The 21,104-nt window shown below is 57.4% G+C and carries 19 protein-coding genes and 6 pseudogenes; 11 read left to right on the forward strand and 14 right to left on the reverse strand.

Translation table 11 applies throughout. The features are described from left to right. The first annotated feature begins 126 nt into the window (after positions 1-126). The 4 genes from ACYCFC_RS03145 (at position 127) to ACYCFC_RS03160 (ending at position 4,652) form a co-directional block, all read left to right on the forward strand. Positions 127-1,449: an OprD family porin gene (locus ACYCFC_RS03145; protein ID WP_003291213.1), complete on the forward strand. Its 1,323-nt coding sequence runs from the start codon at positions 127-129 to the stop codon at positions 1,447-1,449. 321 nt (positions 1,450-1,770) lie between these two features. Further along, complete coding sequence (locus ACYCFC_RS03150; protein WP_003291214.1) at positions 1,771-2,445, forward strand: heavy metal response regulator transcription factor; 675 nt, start codon at positions 1,771-1,773, stop codon at positions 2,443-2,445. Beyond that, positions 2,442-3,815 (forward strand): heavy metal sensor histidine kinase, encoded by a 1,374-nt coding sequence (locus ACYCFC_RS03155; RefSeq protein WP_003291215.1) that lies wholly within the window; start codon positions 2,442-2,444, stop codon positions 3,813-3,815. The genes ACYCFC_RS03150 and ACYCFC_RS03155 overlap by 4 nt, the downstream gene beginning before the upstream one ends. Before the next feature lie 519 nt (positions 3,816-4,334). Next, positions 4,335-4,652, forward strand: a complete 318-nt coding sequence (locus tag ACYCFC_RS03160; protein WP_003291217.1) for a co-regulatory protein PtrA N-terminal domain-containing protein — start codon at positions 4,335-4,337, stop codon at positions 4,650-4,652. Positions 4,653-4,677: 25 nt separating this feature from the next. On the opposite strand, the pseudogene ACYCFC_RS03165 reads toward ACYCFC_RS03160, so the two are convergent. Continuing rightward, positions 4,678-4,844: pseudogene (locus tag ACYCFC_RS03165) on the reverse strand (Cd(II)/Pb(II)-responsive transcriptional regulator); the annotation flags it as partial. Positions 4,845-4,986: 142 nt separating this feature from the next. On the opposite strand from ACYCFC_RS03165, the pseudogene ACYCFC_RS03170 reads away from it, so the two are divergent. Continuing rightward, positions 4,987-5,890: pseudogene (locus ACYCFC_RS03170) on the forward strand (IS5 family transposase). A gap of 148 nt (positions 5,891-6,038) precedes the next feature. On the opposite strand, the pseudogene ACYCFC_RS03175 reads toward ACYCFC_RS03170, so the two are convergent. Both ACYCFC_RS03175 and ACYCFC_RS03180 read right to left on the reverse strand, forming a co-directional pair. Further along, positions 6,039-6,278: pseudogene (locus ACYCFC_RS03175) on the reverse strand (MerR family transcriptional regulator); the annotation flags it as partial. Positions 6,279-6,356: 78 nt separating this feature from the next. After that, positions 6,357-6,680, reverse strand: a pseudogene (locus ACYCFC_RS03180) (MFS transporter); the annotation flags it as partial. Between ACYCFC_RS03180 and ACYCFC_RS03185 the strand changes: the two are divergent. The 4 genes and pseudogenes from ACYCFC_RS03185 to ACYCFC_RS03200 form a co-directional block, all read left to right on the forward strand. Further along, positions 6,648-6,847: pseudogene (locus ACYCFC_RS03185) on the forward strand (disulfide oxidoreductase); the annotation flags it as partial. The pseudogenes ACYCFC_RS03180 and ACYCFC_RS03185 sit on opposite strands and share 33 nt — an antisense overlap. A gap of 369 nt (positions 6,848-7,216) precedes the next feature. Next, the gene (gene lnt / locus ACYCFC_RS03190; RefSeq protein ID WP_080573168.1) at positions 7,217-8,680 is read left to right on the forward strand and encodes an apolipoprotein N-acyltransferase; all 1,464 of its coding nucleotides are present in this window, start codon (positions 7,217-7,219) and stop codon (positions 8,678-8,680) included. A gap of 391 nt (positions 8,681-9,071) precedes the next feature. Then, positions 9,072-10,262, forward strand: coding sequence for a protein-disulfide reductase DsbD family protein (locus ACYCFC_RS03195; RefSeq protein ID WP_036998033.1), 1,191 nt, complete (start codon positions 9,072-9,074; stop codon positions 10,260-10,262). Positions 10,263-10,278: 16 nt separating this feature from the next. After that, positions 10,279-10,863, forward strand: coding sequence for a protein-disulfide reductase DsbD domain-containing protein (locus tag ACYCFC_RS03200; RefSeq protein ID WP_003291224.1), 585 nt, complete (start codon positions 10,279-10,281; stop codon positions 10,861-10,863). A gap of 156 nt (positions 10,864-11,019) precedes the next feature. Here ACYCFC_RS03200 and ACYCFC_RS03205 read toward each other — a convergent pair whose 3' ends face one another. The 6 genes from ACYCFC_RS03205 to cadR form a co-directional block, all read right to left on the reverse strand. Further along, positions 11,020-12,267 carry a cytochrome P450 gene (locus ACYCFC_RS03205; RefSeq protein ID WP_100209453.1) on the reverse strand — a complete coding sequence of 416 codons (1,248 nt, stop codon included), beginning with the start codon at positions 12,265-12,267 and terminating at the stop codon, positions 11,020-11,022. 28 nt (positions 12,268-12,295) lie between these two features. Continuing rightward, entirely contained in the window at positions 12,296-13,207 is a 912-nt protein-coding gene (locus tag ACYCFC_RS03210; protein WP_003291227.1) for a sterol desaturase family protein, read from the reverse strand. A 68-nt stretch (positions 13,208-13,275) separates the two neighbouring features. Next, on the reverse strand, positions 13,276-14,028 hold the full coding sequence (locus ACYCFC_RS03215; RefSeq protein WP_169338845.1) for a helix-turn-helix transcriptional regulator: 753 nt from the start codon (positions 14,026-14,028) through the stop codon (positions 13,276-13,278). Then, entirely contained in the window at positions 14,025-14,537 is a 513-nt protein-coding gene (gene lspA / locus ACYCFC_RS03220; RefSeq protein ID WP_003291516.1) for a signal peptidase II, read from the reverse strand. Before lspA ends, ACYCFC_RS03215 begins: the two co-directional genes overlap by 4 nt. Next, entirely contained in the window at positions 14,534-14,881 is a 348-nt protein-coding gene (locus tag ACYCFC_RS03225) for a DUF3703 domain-containing protein (protein WP_003291514.1), read from the reverse strand. Before ACYCFC_RS03225 ends, lspA begins: the two co-directional genes overlap by 4 nt. A 105-nt stretch (positions 14,882-14,986) precedes the next feature. Beyond that, positions 14,987-15,394 carry a Cd(II)/Pb(II)-responsive transcriptional regulator gene (gene cadR / locus ACYCFC_RS03230; protein ID WP_003291512.1) on the reverse strand — a complete coding sequence of 136 codons (408 nt, stop codon included), beginning with the start codon at positions 15,392-15,394 and terminating at the stop codon, positions 14,987-14,989. A 101-nt stretch (positions 15,395-15,495) separates the two neighbouring features. On the opposite strand from cadR, the gene ACYCFC_RS03235 reads away from it, so the two are divergent. Together ACYCFC_RS03235 and ACYCFC_RS03240 are read left to right on the forward strand one after the other, a co-directional pair. Then, positions 15,496-16,389: a cation transporter gene (locus ACYCFC_RS03235; protein WP_180983607.1), complete on the forward strand. Its 894-nt coding sequence runs from the start codon at positions 15,496-15,498 to the stop codon at positions 16,387-16,389. A 50-nt stretch (positions 16,390-16,439) separates the two neighbouring features. Next, positions 16,440-16,736, forward strand: a complete 297-nt coding sequence (locus tag ACYCFC_RS03240) for a hypothetical protein (protein WP_003291510.1) — start codon at positions 16,440-16,442, stop codon at positions 16,734-16,736. 91 nt (positions 16,737-16,827) lie between these two features. On the opposite strand, the gene ACYCFC_RS03245 is transcribed toward ACYCFC_RS03240, so the two are convergent. From ACYCFC_RS03245 to ACYCFC_RS03265, 5 genes and pseudogenes are all read right to left on the reverse strand, one after another. Continuing rightward, complete coding sequence (locus ACYCFC_RS03245) at positions 16,828-17,388, reverse strand: RNA polymerase sigma factor (RefSeq protein ID WP_036998089.1); 561 nt, start codon at positions 17,386-17,388, stop codon at positions 16,828-16,830. Positions 17,389-17,532: 144 nt separating this feature from the next. Then, positions 17,533-19,203, reverse strand: coding sequence for a mercury(II) reductase (merA, locus tag ACYCFC_RS03250; protein ID WP_003291508.1), 1,671 nt, complete (start codon positions 19,201-19,203; stop codon positions 17,533-17,535). Beyond that, positions 19,203-19,451 carry a mercury resistance system transport protein MerF gene (gene merF, locus ACYCFC_RS03255; RefSeq protein ID WP_003291507.1) on the reverse strand — a complete coding sequence of 83 codons (249 nt, stop codon included), beginning with the start codon at positions 19,449-19,451 and terminating at the stop codon, positions 19,203-19,205. Before merF ends, merA begins: the two co-directional genes overlap by 1 nt. Further along, a pseudogene (locus tag ACYCFC_RS03260) lies at positions 19,448-19,894 on the reverse strand (DDE-type integrase/transposase/recombinase); the annotation flags it as partial. The pseudogene ACYCFC_RS03260 and the gene merF, both read right to left, overlap by 4 nt. Before the next feature lie 234 nt (positions 19,895-20,128). Continuing rightward, positions 20,129-20,956, reverse strand: a complete 828-nt coding sequence (locus tag ACYCFC_RS03265; RefSeq protein ID WP_003291505.1) for a DUF932 domain-containing protein — start codon at positions 20,954-20,956, stop codon at positions 20,129-20,131. Between the last annotated feature and the right edge of the window lie 148 nt (positions 20,957-21,104).

The following is a 21,104-nucleotide window of genomic DNA, read 5'->3' on the forward strand; positions in this document are numbered from 1 at the left end:
TACGAGATCGTCATTTGCCGCTAATCCTGCGGTCATTTGTAGGGGGAGATCATGGCCAAGCGCTAAAAACAAAAAGGCAAGAGGCGTCGTTCGAACGCTGACATGCGGTATATCAGGAGCATCATCATGAGCAAAAAGGCCGCCCTTTCACTGACAGCCCTTTCACTGGCACTGGGCAGCGCCCCGGTTTTTGCCCAATCGGAAACAGCAGCGGAGGGCTTCATCGAAGGCAGCACGCTATCGCTGATCAATCGCAACTTCTATTTCAATCGAGATTTCCGCGACGGTGAGAGCGCAACCGGCAATGGCTACTCTGAGGAATGGGCTCACGGGCTGATGGCCTTCTTCGAGTCCGGATATACCCAAGGCTCGGTGGGGATCGGCGTCGACGCCTTCGCCATGCTCGGCCTCAAGCTCGATTCTGGATCAGGACGTTCCGGTGCTGGCGGAACCGTCGATCTTCTCCCCTACAATAGCGCCGGCGATGCCGAGGATGACTTTTCTCGAGTGGGGGGGGCCGTGAAAGCACGGTTCTTGGACACCGAGATCAAGGCAGGCGATGTATTTCCCGCTACTCCCGTCGTGCACTTTGGTGACGCACGGCTGCTGCCGGAGTCTTTCAAGGGTGTCACCGTTGTGAACAACTCGCTGGACGACCTCACCCTCCAGGGCGGCCGCCTGCACGCGATGAGCCAGCCCAATACCAGCAACACGAACGATGACTTCGTCACGTTTTATGGCGGCGGCGTCGACGCCCCTTGGCTCGGCTACGCGGGCGGTGACTATAGCGTGAACGAAAATCTCAGTTTCAGCTTGTATACCAGCCGCCTCAAGGAAGCCTGGAACCAACATTACTTCGGTCTATCGGCCACCTATCCGCTTTCCGATGCCGTCGTGCTGCTGGGCAGCTTCAACTACTACAAGGCAACCGACGAAGGTCGGAAACTGCTGGGCGAGTTTAATAACAGCATCTGGAGTTCCAGCCTGGGTGTCGCCTTCGGCGCGCACACCGTCACGGCGTCGTATCAGCGAAACAACGGTAACAACGACTTTGACTACTTGCGCCAGGCTGACTCGATCTACCTGAACAACTCCATCCAGTACAGTGATTTCAACTCACCTAAAGAGCAGTCCTGGATGCTGCGTTATGACCTAAACATGGCGGGTTACGGCATACCTGGGCTTACGTTCATGACTCGCTACGCCCGCGGCTGGGGCGCCGATTACAGCAACGCAAATGAGGTATACATGCGCCAAGACGATAACGGCGCGCCTCTGACCGGACAGAAGCGCTGGGAACGCGACGTCGAAGCACGCTACGTTGTACAGACAGGCTCGTTCAAGGACCTCTCTCTGCGGGTGCGCCAGGCTACAACACGGGCGACTGCTTTCGAGTCCGACCTCAATGAGGTTCGATTCATCGCCGAGTACCCGCTCTCGATCCTGTGAAGCACTACGAGCAACACCACATCTTCTTTTTGTGCTCCCTTGGTTTGAAGATGTGTTTCAGGCGCCCGTAGGGCGCCTTTTTTTGCTTAAGTGCACCTCCTTGGGCTGCGGGTCAACCAAATGACCGGTAGATTACAAATTTGCAAGACAGCCCCGCAGGACTTTTACCGCGTTAAAGTGCTTCCCGCTTCCCTGTGCAGATCATTTCGCCTCTGCCTTTCACGCTAGAGCCAAACCTCTTTCGTCTTGACCTTATAGTTACTACATGGATTATTTTTGGTTCCGCTTACCACGCACCCCCTTGCCGAGTTACCTGAAAACATGCGCATCCTGGTTGTAGAAGACGAAATCAAAGCTGCGGACTACCTGCAGCAGGGTCTTATCGAATGTGGGTACATCGTCGATTGCGCAAGTGATGGGCTCGATGGATTTCACCTGGCACTGCAGAACGACTATGACATCGTGCTACTGGATGTGAATCTGCCAACCATGGATGGGTGGGAGGTGCTCGAACTTATTAGGCGGCGTAAACAGACACGCGTCATCATGCTGACAGCCAACGCCCGCCTAGAGCAAAAAATCCGCGGTTTGGAGCTGGGTGCTGATGACTATCTGGTCAAGCCGTTTCAGTTCCCTGAGCTGCTCGCTCGTATCCGGACACTGTTGCGGCGAGGCGAGGCAGTCGCACTTCCAAGCAACCTGCGCGTAGCCGACCTCGAACTGGACCCGGGCCGGCATCGGGCCTACCGGAATGGTCAGCGTATTGATCTCACCAGCAAAGAATTTGCGTTACTGCATCTGCTCATGCGCCGGACTGGCGAAGTCCTCACGCGTACCGAAATAACTGCCCTGGTGTGGGACATCAACTTCGACTGCGACACCAATGTGGTGGATGTTGCAATTCGTCGCCTGCGGATGAAAGTGGACGAACCCTTCGGCGATCGCCTGATACACACCATCCGGGGTGTGGGCTACGTGCTGGAGGCGCGGCCTTGAAGCCACTCAGCCTCGCATCGCGCCTCGCGCTTCAAATCACACTTACCGGCGCCGCTTTGGTCGCGCTGCTGATTGCACTGAGCTACTGGGTACTGGTGCGCCAACTGGAACTGCGCGCCCAGGAGGAAGTGACTGCCAAGCTCTCGCAGATCGATCATGGACTCCTCGAAGACACCAAAACCCGTATGGGCCTTTCCTGGCAACACGTACTGAGCGATACGGTACGCGGCCATGACAACCTTTCGATTACAGTCATCGGCGATACAGTGAAATCACACATTTTCAGTATCGGCCGCTTCGCCAATGAGCCGCAGCAGCTGGATCTCGTGAGCAGGGACGGCGACTATCTTGGCTGGACAACGAAAGATGGCGTGCAGATGCTAAGCGGGCGCAAGCGAATTCAAGTCCCGGGACTGGCTCCAATGACGCTTTTACTTTCGCAAGACCGCAGTGCCGATCAACAGCTGGTGGCTGCGTTCCTGCGCTCGGCCTTAGTGACCGTGCCGATGCTACTGATATTGATCGGATTGGCTGGGTGGCTAATCGCCCAAAATGGTTTGCGACCGCTGCGCAAGTTCCGGGCCTTGGCGACTAAGGTATCGACACAGGACCTATCACCCCGAATCAGTAGCGATCGGCTCCCACAAGAACTCCAGGCATTGGCGCACAGCCTCAACGTAATGCTTCATCGACTCGATGACGGCGTTCAGCAACTGACACAGTTCTCGGACGATGTGGCTCATGAGTTGAAAACTCCGTTGAACAACCTAATAGGCAAGGCGCAGGTGACTTTGGTACGAGAGCGAAGCAAAGAGCAGTATCGCGAAGTGCTCGAATCGTCGGTCGAAGAGCTCGAACGCATGGATCGAATCGTGTCAGACATGCTGTTTCTTGCCCAGGCCAGCCACTCCAGCCCGGCACTGAAGCTCGAAAAATTATCCTTAGGAAGTGAGGCGAGGCGCGTATGTGAATACTTCGAAGTCCTCGCCGAAGAAGCGGGAGTTGCAACGACAGTAACGGGCGATGCCGTGGTTTTAGGAAATCGGCTTATGGTCCAGCGGGCGATTTCCAACCTGTTATCCAACGCGTTGCGGCATTCGAATACTGGCAGCACGGTCGAACTTAAGATCCTTGAGGAGAACGTAGACATTGTCTCGCTGACTGTCACCAATCATGGCGCGACTATCGAATCGGATCATCTCCCACACCTGTTCGACCGCTTTTACCGCGTGAACGGCATACAACCTCGTGGAGCAGGCTTGGGGCTAGCGATTGTCCGTTCAGTGATGAACCTCCACAAAGGCCACGTGGCCGTCGCCAGCAAAGACGGTCAGACCACATTCGAACTCACCTTTCCTCGGTACGCCTGATTCAAAGTGATACGGCATGGAGACGAACGTCACTGCGAAAGGTACTGTCAAACTACGCGACGAGCGACTATCTAAAGTGGATCTCGGCTTGGTATCCACTCCCACGAGCCCAACGCCATACATGTAATGCATGCGTCTGGCGAGAATTCACAGCCTCAACTTCCGCCTATCGTGCAAGTTGCCGACGGGGGAGTTGCGCTGACCGACATGTCGTCGATGCACAGACTATGAACGGCATCCCGACTGGGTCGCAAAAGGTGAACATGGCCATGGACCAGAAGTTGGCGGGCCAGACCGTTAATGCCACCAGCATGGTCAAGTATGATTATAAGCGCGACCGTCACCTGCTCACGGTCAGGCCTAATCGAAGCGTAGGGTGGTCTACAATAATGATGAGTTTTCAAATAGGGTCGGATCAGCAAAAAGCGAGGGTTAATTACGCCTTTGTAATGCAAAGATCATCTTCTGGTAAGGGTCAAACCTATAATATAAATTATCAACTAACCAAGAGGTGTAATAATGAGCCGCCCTGCTAAAGTAATTCTACCGTTCTTTTTCGCTTTTGCTTCTTCGCTCGCAGTGGCAGAAGGCGGGGGGGAACTAACAATGCAGCGCGTTGACAGTGCGTCAGTAACAAAGCCCACTCTAAAAATGCTTTTAAAAGAAGGTAAAGTGCTGAGTATAGCACCCGCAGGAATGACCGGTACGACCGGAATGATTCAGAACTATGGAGCTAACGGAAAAGTTCAAACGTACGAGATGAAGATTAAGTCTCCTGATGGGAATATCCATACGGTCGAGTTTTTGAGCGCCCCGGTTGGTGTAAACAACGGCTAACGGGCCAGTAAGTTCCCAACACCATTCATTTAGTGCATGCGTTCTCGCTAATGCCGGCGAGAATGCCGCAAGCCTCAACTTCCCGCCCATCGTTGCAATTAGCCCGCAGTGAAACGAGTGTCGTTCGAGTGACTGCCGGGCGGTTATCTGCGACCTGACTTGAGAAATGTGTTCATCGAGCAAGGCATTAAGGAAACCCTGAAGAAGACTTCCTGAATCTGGTGAAATACGCCGATCCCGTTGCCCGAGTTTCCCGATGAAGCAGATGACCTTCGCCGACGCCGAGTACGCCGGCAAGCGCAAGCAGACCCGCAAGGAATTGTTCCTGATCGAGATGGACCAGGTGGTGCCGTGGAAGGGCTTGATTGCCTTGATCGAGCCGCACTACCCGAAGGGCGAAGGTGGTCGTCCGGCCTACCCGCTGCTGGCGATGCTGCGTGTGCACCTGATGCAGAACTGGTTCGGCTACAGCGATCCAGCGATGGAGGAAGCGTTGTACGAGACCACCATCCTGCGCCAGTTCGCCGGCCTGAGCCTGGAGCGCATTCCCGACGAAACCACCACCCTCAACTTCCGCCGCCTGCTGGAGAAACACGAGTTGGCGGCTGGGATTCTGGCGGTGATCAATGGCTACCTGGGTGACCGGGGTCTGTCGCTGCGCCAGGGCACCATCGTCGATGCCACGCTGATCCACGCACCCAGTTCGACCAAGAACAAGGACGGTAAGCGTGACCCGGAGATGCATCAAACGAAGAAGGGCAACCAGTATTACTTCGGCGCTAAAGCGCACATCGGTGCCGACGAAGAATCGGGCTTGGTGCACAGCGTGGTGGTGACCGCCGCCAATGTCGCGGACATCACCCAGGTCGACAAACTGCTGCACGGCGAGGAAAACGTAGTGTGTGCCGACGCTGGTTATACCGGAGTCGAAAAACGCCCTGAACATGAAGGCCGCCGAGTCATCTGGCAGGTCGCGGCCCGACGCAGCACCTAGTAAGAAGCATGGCAAGCGCAGTGCCTTGTACAAAGCGATCCGCAAGATTGAGAAAGCCAAGGCTCAGGTGCGGGCGAAGGTTGAGCATCCATTCCGCGTGATCAAGCGGCAGTTCGGCTACACCAAGGTGCGCTTCCGCGGATTGGCCAAGAATACTGCGCAGATGGTGACGCTGTTTGCCCTGTCGAATCTGTGGATGGCCCGCCGACATTTGCTGGCCAGCGCAGGAGAGGTACGCCTGTAATGCGGAAAATGACTGCTGCGAAGCGCTCGCGGTAGCGAAAAAGATAGAAAAGTGCGACTGACTTGAGTGTTTTGGATCGAGTGGCCACTTTCAAAATCGGTAGGCGCTGAATTCAGCCAGAAATGCATGGCTACTTCAGACCATCCTTAACGGCCGTACAAGGCTGGCGAGGGTCATCCTGGTAGCTTTGGAGTGCGTGAATCTCTGGGAGTTACAGATTCAGGATGCGGCAGCGCCGGATGAAGGCTAGCCGCTCGCCATGCTTCTCGGTGTAGACACGATAGCCGTTCGCCTGGCGATCAGGCGGTGGCAGCAAGCCCTGCTGCTCATAGAAGCGGATCGTCTGTGTATCAATCTCTATTAGCCTTGCTAACTGACCAATGCGCATCGTGTGAATCCTCATCGGCTCTGCGTTATTGACCTTATAGTGTCTATAAGGCTTTTAATGATCCCATCTTCGATTTCAAGCCAACACCAAATCGGCCAGAATCAACAGCAGCAGACCGACACTCAGCAATGCGGTGCGACTGACGCGATCGGACCATTTTCCTACTGGATAGACAGACAGCATGTAGAACCCCGCCATTACGACCATAACCAAGGGCACCCAGGTGGCGGAGAATCCTAATTGTTGCGCGCGCAATACAAGAAATGCCTCGCTGAAACGTGCCAGCGTGAGTATTGCGCCTATCCCCGCGACCCACCAATGCGCTGTTGAAAACTGTCTCAGGGAGCTGAGGCGGATAGGCGAGCGAAAATGATGGGTGCCTGGCTTGTGCCACTGGTTTCGGCCCTCTCGGTGCTGTTCATCGGCGAGGTAATAGCGAGGCATCTAGTGGTGTTGTGCTGGTTCCAGCGCGCCTTCATGTTTTCGCTGGGGGTGTAGTGGTCAACTAATCCTGCCATCGCCTGTAGCCGCTCGGTTTTAGAGCGTGGCATCATGCCCTACCGCTAACACGCTAACCGCTATCGGTGCGGCGCTGGCACGTCGCGCCTTTGGTTTTCATGGCAGCTTCGTCCTGTTCATTTGGTATCAGCGAGCTTGGAGGGCGGTATTGCAAGGCTGTTTCTCATAATCATTGTCTTGCTGCTGAATACGAAGCAGCAGCTCCCAGCTTACGGCGCACCGAGTCGAGTCCAGAAGCATTCAGTTTGCCACCCTGGTCAGCCCGCGGAATGGAGTGATGGAATTGAATTGAGCGGAGCAAGAAAGCATGAGCCACAGGGTTGATCTTGATTTCGGAGGCGAGAGCATTGGGTGATAAGTGCGCGCTACCCTTCGACCTATCCACGGGAATGCGCTACAAGACTCTTCTAACGAGGGTGATGGCTTTGCTTGCCGGAGGCACCATGCCGCTTGCCTTTGCCCCTGTGGGCTGGGCATGGCTTGCGGTGGTCGCTCTGGCCGCATTGTTTGCCCTGACCGCGCAACCTTCAAGGCGTCAGGCGCTATGGTCGGCCTACCTCTTTGGCATTGGTTACTTCGGCGTAGGTGTCTCCTGGGTCTTCGTCAGCATTAGCCAGTACGGCAATGGCCCCGTGGTGGGGATGTTAGCTACAGCAGCCTTTGTCTCGCTGCTCGCCCTCTTTCCATGGGGCGTCGCGTATCTCGTACGCCGCCTGCACCCTGAGATGGGTGCGACGGCGCTCTGGCTAGGGCTACCAGCGGCATGGGTTTTGAGTGAATGGATGCGCACTTGGTTCTTAACCGGCTTTCCCTGGCTCTTTATCGGCTACAGCCAGACAGACACCACACTCGCAACTATCGCGCCTGTCTTTGGTGTGCTTGGCGTGAGTTTTCTGGTGGCCTTGCTCGCTGGCGGGCTGGCGTGGGTTATTTTAGGTCCAAGCCTGCGCCGTGCAGCGGTAGCCGGTGCCGTGTTAACCGCTACTCTCGCCAGCTTGCAGTTCCTGGATCGTGAGTGGACGCAGCCAGTCGCTGACCCTATCAATATTGCCCTCTTGCAAGGAAACATCGCGCAAGACAGAAAATGGGACCCGGATTCCCGCGGAATCACGCTTGACCGTTATCAGGCGCTTACGAAGCAGCATCTCGGGGCCGACATTGTGATTTGGCCAGAAGCGGCAATCCCTATGTGGCATGACCAGGCTAGAGAATATCTTGCTGAGCTCGAGGCGTTAGCCGATCAGGCCGGCACCTCGTTAATGATTGGCGTCCCGATACGCGAGGCGGACGGTCGCACCTACAATGCGGTGATAAGCCTCTCAGATCCCGCAAGGCCCTACTACAAACGCCACCTGGTGCCATTCGGTGAATATGTTCCGCTCCGGGACTTCTTGGGTTCGGCCCTCGATGTGCTTGGGGCGCCCATGTCCGATTTCACACCAGGACGGGAAGCGCACGTCCTTAACGCAGCGGGTGTGCCCGTCGGGGCACTCATCTGCTACGAGGCGGTCTTTGGTGCTGAAGTCACGGAACTTCTGCCCGAAGCGCAATTGCTGGTGAATGTCAGCAATGATGCCTGGTTCGGCAGCTCGATGGGCCCTTTCCAGCACTTCCAGATGGTTCGCATGCGTGCCATCGAAACCGGACGTGACCTACTGCGAGCCACGAACACCGGCATCACAGCAGCTGTCAGCTACGAAGGAAAGGTCCTTACGCGTGCTCCTCAATTCCGCGTAGCCACCCTCAGTGCCGAAGTGACCCCCAGAACTGGCGCGACCCCTTATGTGCGCTGGCGGGATTGGCCTGTCCTTGGCGTGATCTCTCTCGGACTCGGCTTGCTCCTGCTTCGTCGAATTCGCCAATATCATCGGTTGGGTACATGAAGCTCGCCACTCTATCTCGGTGCGTGCAGCTGCTCGTTGAGCGACTGTGGGCCTCAACGTGAACGGACTTACATTTAATTATTGCCTCGTCGTATGAAAACGGGAAACCGTTAGATTTTTAGCGTACCCAGAGTGGCTAACCAAGCTTCTGCCTCGCCTGTGTAAATTCTTTAATGTCATTTTAGCTCTGCGTGATGCCTGAAGCCTGAAGCCGATGCGATAATGGTTCCGATAGCTGACGTTTGCCAGCAACTCAGAGGGCGGCGTCTATATGGAGATGAGATATGAGCACTCAAAAAATCTGCTGTTTAAGGATGCAAGCGGCCAATGGCGGGGGCAGACCGGAGTTTCCAGTCAGGAGGCGTGGGAAGGGGCTGGGAATAGCTGAGTGATGGATCAAATGTCCTCTCTACTCATCGCCGGCCAGCTATTAATGGCGACCGTGGCAGGTTTGCTGCTCAACCTGACGCCCTGCGTTTTGCCCGCGATTCCTATTAAGGTCCGGACAATCTTACGAGAGGCGGGCAGCCAACGATCGCACCGCGTGCTGGCCGCATTGGCGTTCACTGCAGGAACACTCGCATTTTTCTTGACGCTGGGCGGACTAACCGCACTTCTGCAGTGGAGCTGGGGCACTTTGTTTCAGTCCGCAGTGTTCGTTGGTGTCCTTGTTGCCTTGTTGGTCGGGTTTGCGGTGGTCACCTGGCTGGATCTGCCCATCCCGATCCCAGCGTTCGCCGCCTCGGCCCATGGCCGGCGTTACTTTGAGGCATTCGTGTCGGGGTTATTGAGTGCAATTTTGGCCGCTCCCTGCGCGGGTCCTTTCCTAGGCGGAGTCCTAGCCTTTGCCGTCACCCAGCCGGCGCCGGTAATTATGGGGATATTCGGCAGTATCGGGCTGGGGTTGTCGCTGCCCTACGCAGCATTGATGCTCAAACCCGAGTGGCTGAGCCGGTTGCCCAAGGCGGGGCCCTGGACCCTGGCCATTCGAGAAGTGCTCGCGTTGGTCTTGCTGGCCGCAGCCGTCTTCTTCAGCGCGAGCCTGGTGCCCAAAGCGGTTTATCCCTGGCTATGGTGGTCTTGGCTGGCACTGGTGCTGGCGTGGGGAGCCCGCCGTTTCGTCCAGGGTAATGGTACCGTGCGTGTGATTACCACAACGGCGGCAGGCCTTGCCCTTGCGATGACTGTGGAATTCGCATCCCCGCTGGGCAGCAGCGAAGATAAATTCGTCTGGCAACCCTACTCCGCAAAACTACTGACGGAGACAAAAGCCCGGGGCACACCCTATTTGCTGGAGTTCACCGCCGACTGGTGCATCAACTGCAAGATACTTGAGCGCACGGTCTACCAGGAGCCCACCGTGGCCAAAGCCGTGCGGCGCACCCAGATGGTGCCTATACAAGTTGACGTGACAGCGAGCAATCCTGAAAAAGATGCGCTATTAACTGCGATCGGCGGGCAGGCCTTACCCTTCGCAGTGGTCGTTGACCGTGACGGCACCGTTATCGCCCGTTTCACGGGGCTTTTTGACACCGACAGCTTGGTCGAAGCTATCAATCGCACCGGAAACCCACAACCTTAGATACTGGAGACCAATTATGGTGATTCGACACAAAGGATTGCTGGCTGGAGTAGTGGTTTTTCTGATCGCGATCGCTGCGTTCATGTTTATCGACACCAACGGAAACAACCTCGACGCTGCCCAGACTGAACGTGCCGGTCTTGAAGCCCCGGTTCCGGCCCGAACAGGGTTGGCAAATTCAGCTGATAAGGTCCGCCTCACTCTTTCGAACGGCGACGCAGCAATGGCGGGAAAGACGGGTGATTTCGTTTTAACACTGAACATTGAACCGGGCTGGCACGTGAATGCAAACCCGGCCTCCATAGAGTTCCTGATTCCCACCGTCGTCAGTTCTTCAGTCAACGGCCAGGCGCTTGAAATCCCGACGCAGTACCCGCGCGGCCGGCTCAGCGACATTGTGCTGGGTGACACCGCCCTTGAGGTGTATGACGACGGTGCAAGTATTCGGCTGCGGCCCGACGAAAAACAGACCGCCGTGCTGGAAAAGGTAGGCAGGCTCGAAATGATTGTACGGGTGCAAGCCTGCAGTGACGAGGGCGTTTGCCTGGCGCCGACTGACCTGCCTGTTGCGCTGAATCTGGACGATACCAGCCGACAATAAGTCATAACGCCCTTCGGAAGTGACGCAACTGGGGGAGTGACTGTGAACAGTTTATTCTGAGTATCCCGATTGCCGAGGTTGCTCTGTGCAGCTTAACGCCATGCCCCACCATTCATATCTGGGGATGGGCGAGACTCGCTTCGTTAAACGGCAAACTTATGTTGTAATTTGCACATTCCGCATGACGAAGTGGCTTCGGGGAAGTGCCGGCATTCTGTCCCAGGTAATCGATAAATCTTGTTCGGGAATCTCGTATTGGAGCGAGCGAGCCAGAAAGCGGGCCGCAACGCTCATCAATGCGACGGCAACGCCTTCTCCTGGACAGCGATGGTTAACATGCGGGTCGCCTGGTCCTTGCGGGATGAAGCAGTATAGCGACGGAAAGTCGGACCGAAAACGCTCAGGCTTGAAGTCATCTGCGTCCTCCCAGAGGCGGGAATCATGATTGGTTCCGTATAAATCCAATAGAACCAGAGTGTCCTTTCCGAAGGCATATCCTTCCCATAGAAAATCTTCTCTCACGCGAGCGCTGACCGCTGGGAAGAACGGATAAAAGCGCCGCACTTCCTGCACAAAGCAACGAACATAATTTTCATTCCCCGATTGCAGGTTCTTCAGACAACCCGGATGTTTGTGCAGCGCTAGCGCTGCAAAGGTTATGAATACCGAGACGGCTACCGTCGGCCGTAGCAAATTCAGCAGTTCCACTGATGCGGTATGTAGGTCCAACGGCTGTCCCTGCTGATCCTTGTAATGGGCGATGCGCTCAAGAGGCGATTGCTCTGGTGTAGGGAGAGCAGCACGAGTGGGTTCAATGAGCTCTGCCGCCCACTGTTCCAATCGGCGACGCGCCCGTCGTGCCTGCCAGTGCTGGAGACCGATCGCGCCGGCGTGCTCATAAAGTGCTGCAAGATCTTGAGTCCATTGCTGAACATCTCTTTCAGCGAGTGGAGTACCGGCCCATTCGCACACGGTGCGGCACAAAATTTCGCGAGCAATATCGTAGAGGACGATTGACTCACCGGGACGCCAAGTTTGCGCATACTCTCGCCAACGAACCTCGCTCAACTCAGCTAATTTCTGCACGCTACCGGCTGTGAGCACTCCCATGAAGAGGGCCTTTCGGTGACGATGCGCATCACCGTCCAAACCTTGAACTCCGCCTTGACCGAATAAGGTCTTTTGCAGTCGCTTGGGCGCAGCGTTCTGGCGAACAAATCGGTCAGGATCGCAGATCAAACGAGCCGCTTTGGCACCTGTTAGGCACAGAGTTTTCTGTAACATCAAGCGAGTTTGAAACACAGGCGATTGATGAAACTGACTGCGCGCGGAGATAAATCGATAGGGATCTCGCAAGAATGCACAAGTACTATCCAATCCGGTGTCACGCGGTATATTTGGCATCGCTTTCTCCGTTGAGATTCCACCCGTTCTAGCTACGTGTTGCGCTTTCATCCTGCTGTGAAGATTTGTGACCGGCCGGGTAAGCAGATGTTGGACGAAGAGGATCAATAAATTGCCCGAAATAATTTCTGGGGTAGTCCTTTTCATGCAACCCAACGTCAGCGTCGCCCAGCTTCCCGGCGCTGTCGTAGAAGGTTCCGAACATCCGATCCCACAGGGTTGAAAACTCACCGAAGTTGACCTGGGCATCTTCGAAGTCGCGCTTATGGTGCCAACGATGGACCTCAGCAACCCCGAGCACATGCCGCAGCCAACCCACGCTGTAGTCCAGGTTCGCATGCTGAAAGGCCAGATGGACGGTTAGGATGCCGAACCACGTTGCGACTACGGCAGGCGGAGCTCCAGATATGAGCAAAACCACCAGCCCCGGCCCGGCCATCAACGCCGCATGCAGAGGATGTCGGCGTTCTCCGTTCATCCAGTAGAGCCGCTCAGCGCTGTGATGGATCTTGTGAAAGCGCCACAACCAATGCACGCGGTGGCTGATGCGGTGCATCACATACAGGCTCAAATCGAGCACGGCGGCGACTAGTAGCAATTGCAACCACAATGGGCTCTCGATCGGGAAGAGCCGAATCGAAGCCGGTACCGCATCGCCTAACTCGGCCAGGAACTCCGCAGTGAATTGAATGACAGACAGGTTCACCAGCATGTGCAGCAGATCCGTCAGGGTGTCCTGATGATCTTCCAGCCAGGCTCGCCGAAAAGGCTGGATGCGCTCCAAGCCAGCAATGAGTAGCATCCCCGCCGCGGAGACTATGAGGGTGGTGGGCCAATACGGTATTCCTGCATACAGTGCCCAGACCATGAAGGCGGTACAACTGCCAAACACTAGTGGATAGCTCAGCCACCGGATGGCGAATCGCAGGGAGATAGACATCGCTCAGCTCCTGAAGAGGGAGCCATGACTGTATGTGGGATGGTCCGTTTTCAGCTTGAACGAAAGAGCTACGATTCCTGAAGATCGACTTCAGCCAGGGCGGAGGAAGGATCGATGCCCAGTAGCGCCTTAAATGTCCGGGAGAAATGCGACGAGTCAGAAAAGCCCGCCTCATGGGCCGCTTCGATGAGCAGCCCCCCTTTGGCTAGATGCTGTAGGGCTTGTGTGAGACGTAACCATTTCGCATAGCTGCGCAGCGGCAAGCCTGTCTGTTCCACGAACCAATGGGAAAATCGTGTAGGAGACAAATGCACCAACTCGGCCATTCCGTCGCGTCCCATTTGACCTCTACGCAGCGCCTCTATCACCTTGGTCAAGCGAGGATCTGGAATCGGTGGATCGGGTAGCCGCAGTGCCTGACGCACCCCCGCCCTAACCTGGAGTGCGGTGTGTCCTGTCTCGCGCAGCACGTCGATAATCGCCAATACGTCCGTCGGGGCGATCACAATCACTCTCGCTTCTTCGGTACCCCGCATACGCATAGTTGGGGCTTCATCGGATAGTGCATCCAGATAGATCGACAGAACTCGTCCAGCACTAAGTCGGTGTTTCAGGCCCGCGGCTATGAAGATGGCTGCCCCTGTTTGAATGCCCAACGGGGTTTCAACCGATACAGGTGAGTCGAGGCCCACTGAAATCTGATGCGCCTGATGGTGGTGCCACTCCTGGGGGCCGGCACGGCCATGAAAGATGCCGATGCCGGGCCCTACCCAGGCCTTGCCTGTCCAGCGCACCGTATCCGTTGAGGGCGAGCCTTTCATTCTTTGACTCGGCCAGCTTCCGCATTTGGGCTCAGCAAACTGCTCAGGATCAACATGGCGGCACCACCGACGATACTAGTATCTGCCAGGTTAAACGCAGGCCAATGCCAGGACTGCCAGTAAAAATCCAAGTAGTCGATTACATGGCCTCGAAATGCGCGATCAATCAGATTCCCAACTGCCCCGCCCAAGATAAGGCTATAGCCTAAGGCTTCGCTGTTGGCTCTGGTTTTACGCAATACCAGAGCCAGCACCATCGAAACGACCAGAGCTATAACGATGAAGAAGTAACGCTGCCAACCGCCCGCGTCAGCCAGGAAGCTGAACGCTGCACCGGTATTCCAGAAATGAACCAGATTGAAAAACGGGGTGAGAGGAGTCACGGTGCCGACCGGGAGCGAACCCGTGATTGCGCTCTTCAACGCTTGGTCGGCCGAGGCAATGGTCAGCGATAGCATCCACCAGAACCAGGGAGCAACAAAAAGTAACCTTCTAGGAGACGAGCTCATCGCGTTTCTCCTTGAAGAAGTCTCTGCAGCTCCGGTGAGATGGGCATCGGCGCAAAAGCACTGACCCTGGCGCGTCCGCTGTTTCCGAGCGGCACCCAGATCTTCGAGAACAGCAGGGCCGCTATGATTCGCGGTACTTGGCTGAGCACCTCCCGAAAGTCGCGCAACTGCCAGCCAGCCCTTAGCATCAGCCAATGGCTCTGAGCATGAAGAATAGGCATTCGCTGGTTCAATATGTGGGCTCGCTCCAGCCAGGAGAAAGCCTCGGTTGGCGTCTGTTCTTTGAGTGCTTTCCTCGCTTGGTAGAAGGCCTCATCGATGGCAATGCGGAGAGCGGTATTCATCTGGATCTCACTTACGCAGCAGATGGCCTAAGTGAACACCCTATAGCCGCTATAGGGTCAAGCGCTATGGATTGAGGCGACGCGAAAAATGACTTGAAGCCGAAATCATAAAAGAGGTTTGTCGCCCCCCAGCAGGCCCGAAAGTATCCCGCAGTCCAGGCTTTGTCGTCCGTTATCGCAGCAGCCCCGCAACGTCACCAGTTGGCTTTCCAAGACCTGCAAGGACGCAATCTGGTTCCTGACCTGGGTGATATGTCTATCAAGGAGCTCATTGACCGCAACGCAGGGTTGCTGCGGCTGTTCTTGGTAGCTCTGCAAAACACCAATTTCTTCCAGTGACATGCCAAAAGAGCGGCATCGACGAATGAACAGCAGTTTGTCCGCATGGTCTGCTTTATAGGTTCGATAGCCATTGTCCTCACGATTAGGCGGTGGAAGCAGCCCCTGACGTTCATAAAAACGAATCGTCTGAATGTCCACCCCAGCCTGCTGTGCAAGTTGGCCGATGCGCATGGTCTGTCCCTTGGTAAAAGGGCCAGTATATCCAGGCTTGACCCTATAGCTACTACATGGTTTTTAATCGGTAGCATTAAGTCCTATAGGAGAGGCGAATCATGAGTTCTTGTGATACATCCCGTGGCTGTGGCCCTGAGGCGGCAACCACTGAAGCGGCAACCGCGCCTTCGAAGGAAGGAACCTGGGTCAGCAGTTTTTCTGTGCCCAAGATGGATTGCCCTTCAGAAGAGCGAATGATTCGGCTCGCGCTCAATGGCTTGCCTGAGCTCAATTCGTTGTCCTTTGATCTGAGCAGCAGACAGGTACGCGCTTTCCATGACGGTCCGGTTGACCAAATCGCGACCAAGCTGGAGTCGCTTGGTTTAGGGGCAACGCTTCTCGGCACTCAACCGGCCAGCCAGGAAGCAGCTTCGACCAATAGCGCCAGTGAAGAGCTGACTGCTTCCAAGGAGGCCGGCACGCTCAAAATCCTGCTCGGTATCAATGCCGCGATGTTTGTCATCGAGTTGGGCGCGGGCTTGATCGCTCAGTCGACGGGCCTGATCGCCGACTCGCTGGACATGTTTGCTGATGCAGCCGTCTATGGCCTGGCTCTCTTTGCGGTCGGTCGAGCTGCGCAGCTGCAGGTTCGCGCTGCGCACCTGGCGGGTATCGTCCAGATCGTATTGGCTCTGGGGGTACTCGTGGAGGTGGTTAGACGCTTCATGTATGGCAGCGAACCTGAGTCGATGCTGATGATGGGGATTGGCTTATTTGCACTCGTCGCGAACGTCAGCTGTCTGTTGATGATCTATGGCCATCGCGAAGGCGGTGCACACATGAAAGCGAGTTGGATTTTTTCGGCCAACGATGTGATCGCGAATATTGGCGTTATTGCCGCAGGTGCTTTGGTTGCGTGGACCGGTTCTCCCTATCCAGATTTGGTGATTGGTACGGTCGTTGGTCTCATCGTGCTGAACGGTGCGCGCCGAATTCTGGCATTGAAAGCCTGACCAGCCGAATCGACAACGCCCCTCATTTCCCAAACGGAGACGCGTAGCTTGTGACTGACGTTGAGACAACAGAGATAGAACAGTTGATGTCTAGATTGGACGGCAAAATTGCCGAAGGGCATGCCGCCCAGAGTCGCGATGCTGCTTATGCCGTCTATGTGAAGCTCGCGTCGCTTCGTGAACAGCTCCCAGCCCAGCCTGATGTCAGTAAACCCCTCACAGAAGCCGGGGTGGAGAAGGCCTTGGAGCAAGCCAGCCAGAAGGCCTGGCGACTCTATGAGGCCTTTCACCTTGAAGTGCAGTATGACTTGGAATGGGCGAGCAGCCGCAGCTACGAAGACGCTTAGAAATTCTTTCTTGAAAGATGAGAAAGCGGCGAATGGGTCACGGGTAAAACCTAGCCTAAACGAATCCATCGCGCCATGAATGAGGTTTCCACTATGCAGCATCGAACTGCACACGCCTCAACGCGGAGCGGGCCCGGTGCAGCAGCACGCGCACGTTGCCGCTGGAGGTCGCCATGCCCTCGGCGATATTGTCGAGTTCCAGGCCCTCCATCTCGCGCAGCCGATAGGCGCGCTGTTGCGCACCCGGCAGCGCGGCGATGGCGCGGCCCAGACACTGGGCCGACTCGGCGGAGCACAACAGCGCTTCCGGCCGCTCCTGATGCCAGGGGCCCGGAGTCGTCGGCCAGGGATCGGCCGCGTCGAAGCGCAGGCTCTTGCCGCTGTCTGCTTCCGGGAACATCGCCGCCCAGGGCACGTAGCGCCGCTCCCGCCGCAGCCGGGCCAGTGCCTGGTTACGCACTATTGCCCAGAGCCATGTCTTGAGGTTGGCCCGCCCTTCGGACCAGGGCAGCGTCCGATAGGCGGCGAGCCAGGCCTCTTGCAACGCATCGTCGGCCCAGGCTTCGCCGACGATGCAGGCAGCCAGCGTCCGTAGTGCTTGATGATGCTCACGCACCAGGGCCGTGAATGCCTCTCGGTCGCCACTACGCAATCGCTCCGCGCTGGCCCCTTCGGTCTGCGTCCCGGCGCCGCAAGCTGTGGTGATGCGGGTGTCCACTCTCCACCTCCTCGGCTGTTGCGATCTCACTGATGCAACAGCCTTGGCTCTCGTCTCCTGGCACGGTCCGGTCTTCCCTTAACCCGCGCAGCAGGACAGTTGCTTCACGTCCTTGGTGAAGGTCTGCGCCGCCAGCTTCAATCCCTCGACCATGGTCAGGTAGGGGAATAGTTGGTCGGCCAGTTCCTGCACCGTCATCCGCGCCCGGATGGCGATGGCAGCGGTCTGGATGATCTCGCCTGCTTCTGGAGTCACCGCTTGCACGCCCAGCAGCCGGCCGGAGCCCGCTTCGGCGACCAGCTTGATGAAACCACGGGTGTCGAAGTTGGCCAGCGCGCGTGGCACGTTGTCCAGGCTCAGCGTGCGACTGTCGGTTTCGAGGCCCGCGTGGTGCGCTTCCACCTCGCTGTAACCGACGGTGGCCACCTGCGGATCGGTGAATACCACGGCCGGCATCGTACCAAGATTGAGTGTCGCCTCGCCGCCAAGCATGTTGATCGCCGCCCGAGTGCCGGCCGCCGCCGCGACATAGACGAACTGCGGCTGGTTGGTGCAGTCACCTGCCGCATAGATATCGGGGGCGCTGCTGCGCATGCCCGTGTCGATCTGGATGCCACCGCGCTGATCCAGGTTCACGCCGGCGCCTTGCAGATTCATGCCTTGGGTATTGGGCGTGCGGCCGGTGGCGACGAGCAGTTGGTCGGCGCGCAGTTCGCCGTGGTTGGTGCTCAATACGAACTCGCCGTCGGCGTAGACCACCTGGCTGGCTTGCGTGTGCTCCAGCACTTCGATGCCCTCCATACGGAAGGCCGCCGTCAGCGCTGCGCCGATGGCTGGGTCTTCGCGGAAGAACAGCGTGTGGCGCGCCAAGATGCTGACCTTGCTGCTCAGGCGGGCGAATGCCTGCGCCAGTTCCAGCGCCACCACCGAGGAACCGATCACGGCCAAACGTTTGGGAGTGCTGTCGCTCACCAGCGCCTCGTCCGAGGTCCAGTAGGGCGTGTTCTTAAGGCCTGGAATCGGCGGAATCGCCGGGCTCGCGCCGGTGGCAATCAGGCAGCGGTCGAAGGCAAGGATGCGCTCGCCGCCCTCGGCCAGTTCCACGCTGAGCGTGCGGCCATCCCTGAAGCGGGCGGTGCCGCGCAGCACGGTGATGGCCGGGGTACACTCCAGGATGCTTTCGTATTTGGCATGGCGCAGCTCGTCGACGCGACCTTGTTGCTGGGCGAGCAGCCGTTCGCGCAGGACGACCGGCGTGGTGGCCGACAGCCCGGCGTCGAACGGACTCTCGCGCCTCAGCTGGGCTACATGGGCGGCGCGAATCATGATCTTGGAGGGCACGCACCCCACGTTGACGCAGGTGCCGCCGATGATGCCGCGCTCGATCAGCGTGACGCGGGCACCACCTTCCGCCGCCTTGAGCGCGGCCGCCATGGCGGCGCCGCCGCTGCCAATGACGGCAACGTGCAGCGATTGCTCATCGCCCGCCTGTGTAGTTTCCCGACCCGACCAGCCCGACGCCTGGTCGAATGGACCGGCAGAGCCGTCGGCGCCCCGCGCGCGATAACCGAGTGCGGTGACCACCGCGATAAGCGGCTCCAAGCCCACATGGCCATCGGTCGCGATCGCTGCCAGCCCCTGCGGATAGGAAACACTCGCCGAGCGCACACCCGCCACCTGCTCCAATGCCTGTTTGACGTGCTCCGTGCACGATCCGCAGGTCATGCCCTCCACCTGGAGTTCGATCATCACTTTTCTCCCGTATTCGAATCGACTGTGCAGCAGGCCTCGGCTTTACGCTTCTTGTGCAGGGCATAAAGGGTCAGCGCAATGAAGGCGCCGAGCGCCGGAAACAGTACGTAGTCCAGGTAGCCTACCCAGGCGGATAGGCCGATTGCTCCAAACAGAACCACCAGCACCGGCGTGAAACAACAGACTGCCGCCACTACCGACCTGAACCGCCCCGCATTCTCCGGAGGCTCTTTGGTGTGAGTCATACCGCTTGGGCAGACTCGATAAATTGCCGATAGTAGATCGCTTCGGCTCCCGCGGGCGGTATGTTCCCGATGGGCGCCAGCAATCGTCGATGGTTGAACCAGTCCACCCATTCCAGCGTTGCCAGTTCCACCGTCTCGCGGCTCTGCCATGACCGCCGGTGGATCACTTCGGCCTTGTACAGCCCGCTGACGGTCTCAGTCAAGGCATTGTCATAGGAGTCGCCGACGCTGCCCACTGACGGCTCAACGCCCGCTTCAGCCAGGCGCTCGGTGTAGCGGGAAACATACTGGGCGCCGCGTCCGCTGTGATGGATGAGGCCACCTTGATCGACTGGGCGACGGGCATACAAGGCCTGCTCCAGCGCATCGAGAACGAAGTCGGTACGGGCCGAACTGGAGACCCGCTAGCCAACGATCCGTCGGGCGAAGCGGTCTATTGAAAATCCCCGCTGCGCGCATCCAGACCGGTCAGCAGTGTGGAGAGTGAGGCGACCAGCAATCACATGCCGCACGCCATGGCCAATGCAAACCGATGTTCCAGCATCTGTGTTTTAGGGCGTGCGGCTGCATGGCTGCTCTCCTTGCGATGGGTGTGAGATTCCTCGGTCCCCGGGGTGCTGAGCACGCATTGAATAGAGAATGGCGGACCACGCCTGAGGGCGAGGTCCGCGTGGCACTTAGGCCTTCAGTTGTTGCATGCCTTCGGCCAGCATCCACAGTGCTCGGTTGAGCCGCAGGTTCTGATCGATGCCTTGGACTGGCCGGGTGCTCTGGCGGCGGCCATGGGCGCTGCGCCCGTTCAAACCGCCTTTGAGGAGGTTTTCCTGAATACGATTGAACGTGGACCACAGGTCACTGCCACCGTCGCCGAAGCGGCGAGGCATCAGTATCTGAGCCTCGGTGACTGGCGTCGCCTTGTTCGGCGCGTCGTACTTGAGCGCCAATGCAGAGCGGGCCAGTAGTTCCTGCTCGCCTTCGTCCAGGGTGATGAGGCGCATCGCGTCGCGAGACTCCTGCACTTGTTCGAAGCTGTGTAAGACCTCATAGGCACCTTCGATTACGTGCTCGGCGACATTGCCTTTGTGATGTACGCGGACATCGGCGAGGGTGTTACCGCAGACCAAGCCGTTGTGGCAGACGAACCTGAACATACCGGCCAGCATCTGGTAACTGCTGGTGCCGTCGTGCGAGTTTAGGAGGATGATTTCATTCGCTTCGTTGCCGTTGATCTGGCTGGCGTGGCGAAGGCGAACCATGTGCTTAGTGAATTCGCGGCGGTCCTCGTGGCGCACGCGGGTTTGGCACACCATGAAAGGTTGGAAACCCTCTCCGCGCAGTTCGGTGAGCACCGAGGCGGTGGGAATGTAGCTGTATCGCTCGGATCGGCTTTCATGCGGGTTTTCCGCGAAGATCGACGGTACCACTGCGCGAATCTGATCATCGGAAAGTGGATGGTCAGAGCGCAGTATTGGCGAGCGCGAAGCGAAACGAGAGGCGAGTTGCATGGCCGTTCTCCTTGAGAAATGCGGCAATCACATGCGGGTTGGAAGGCCGGCACGTCTGATTGCATGGGATAAAGAAAGCCCCAAGATGGGCGATAACGGGAGGTAAGCTGCGCATGCCGCCGACACCGAGGTGCCGGGGCATGGAAGG

The organism is Stutzerimonas sp. NM35, from assembly GCF_054604355.1.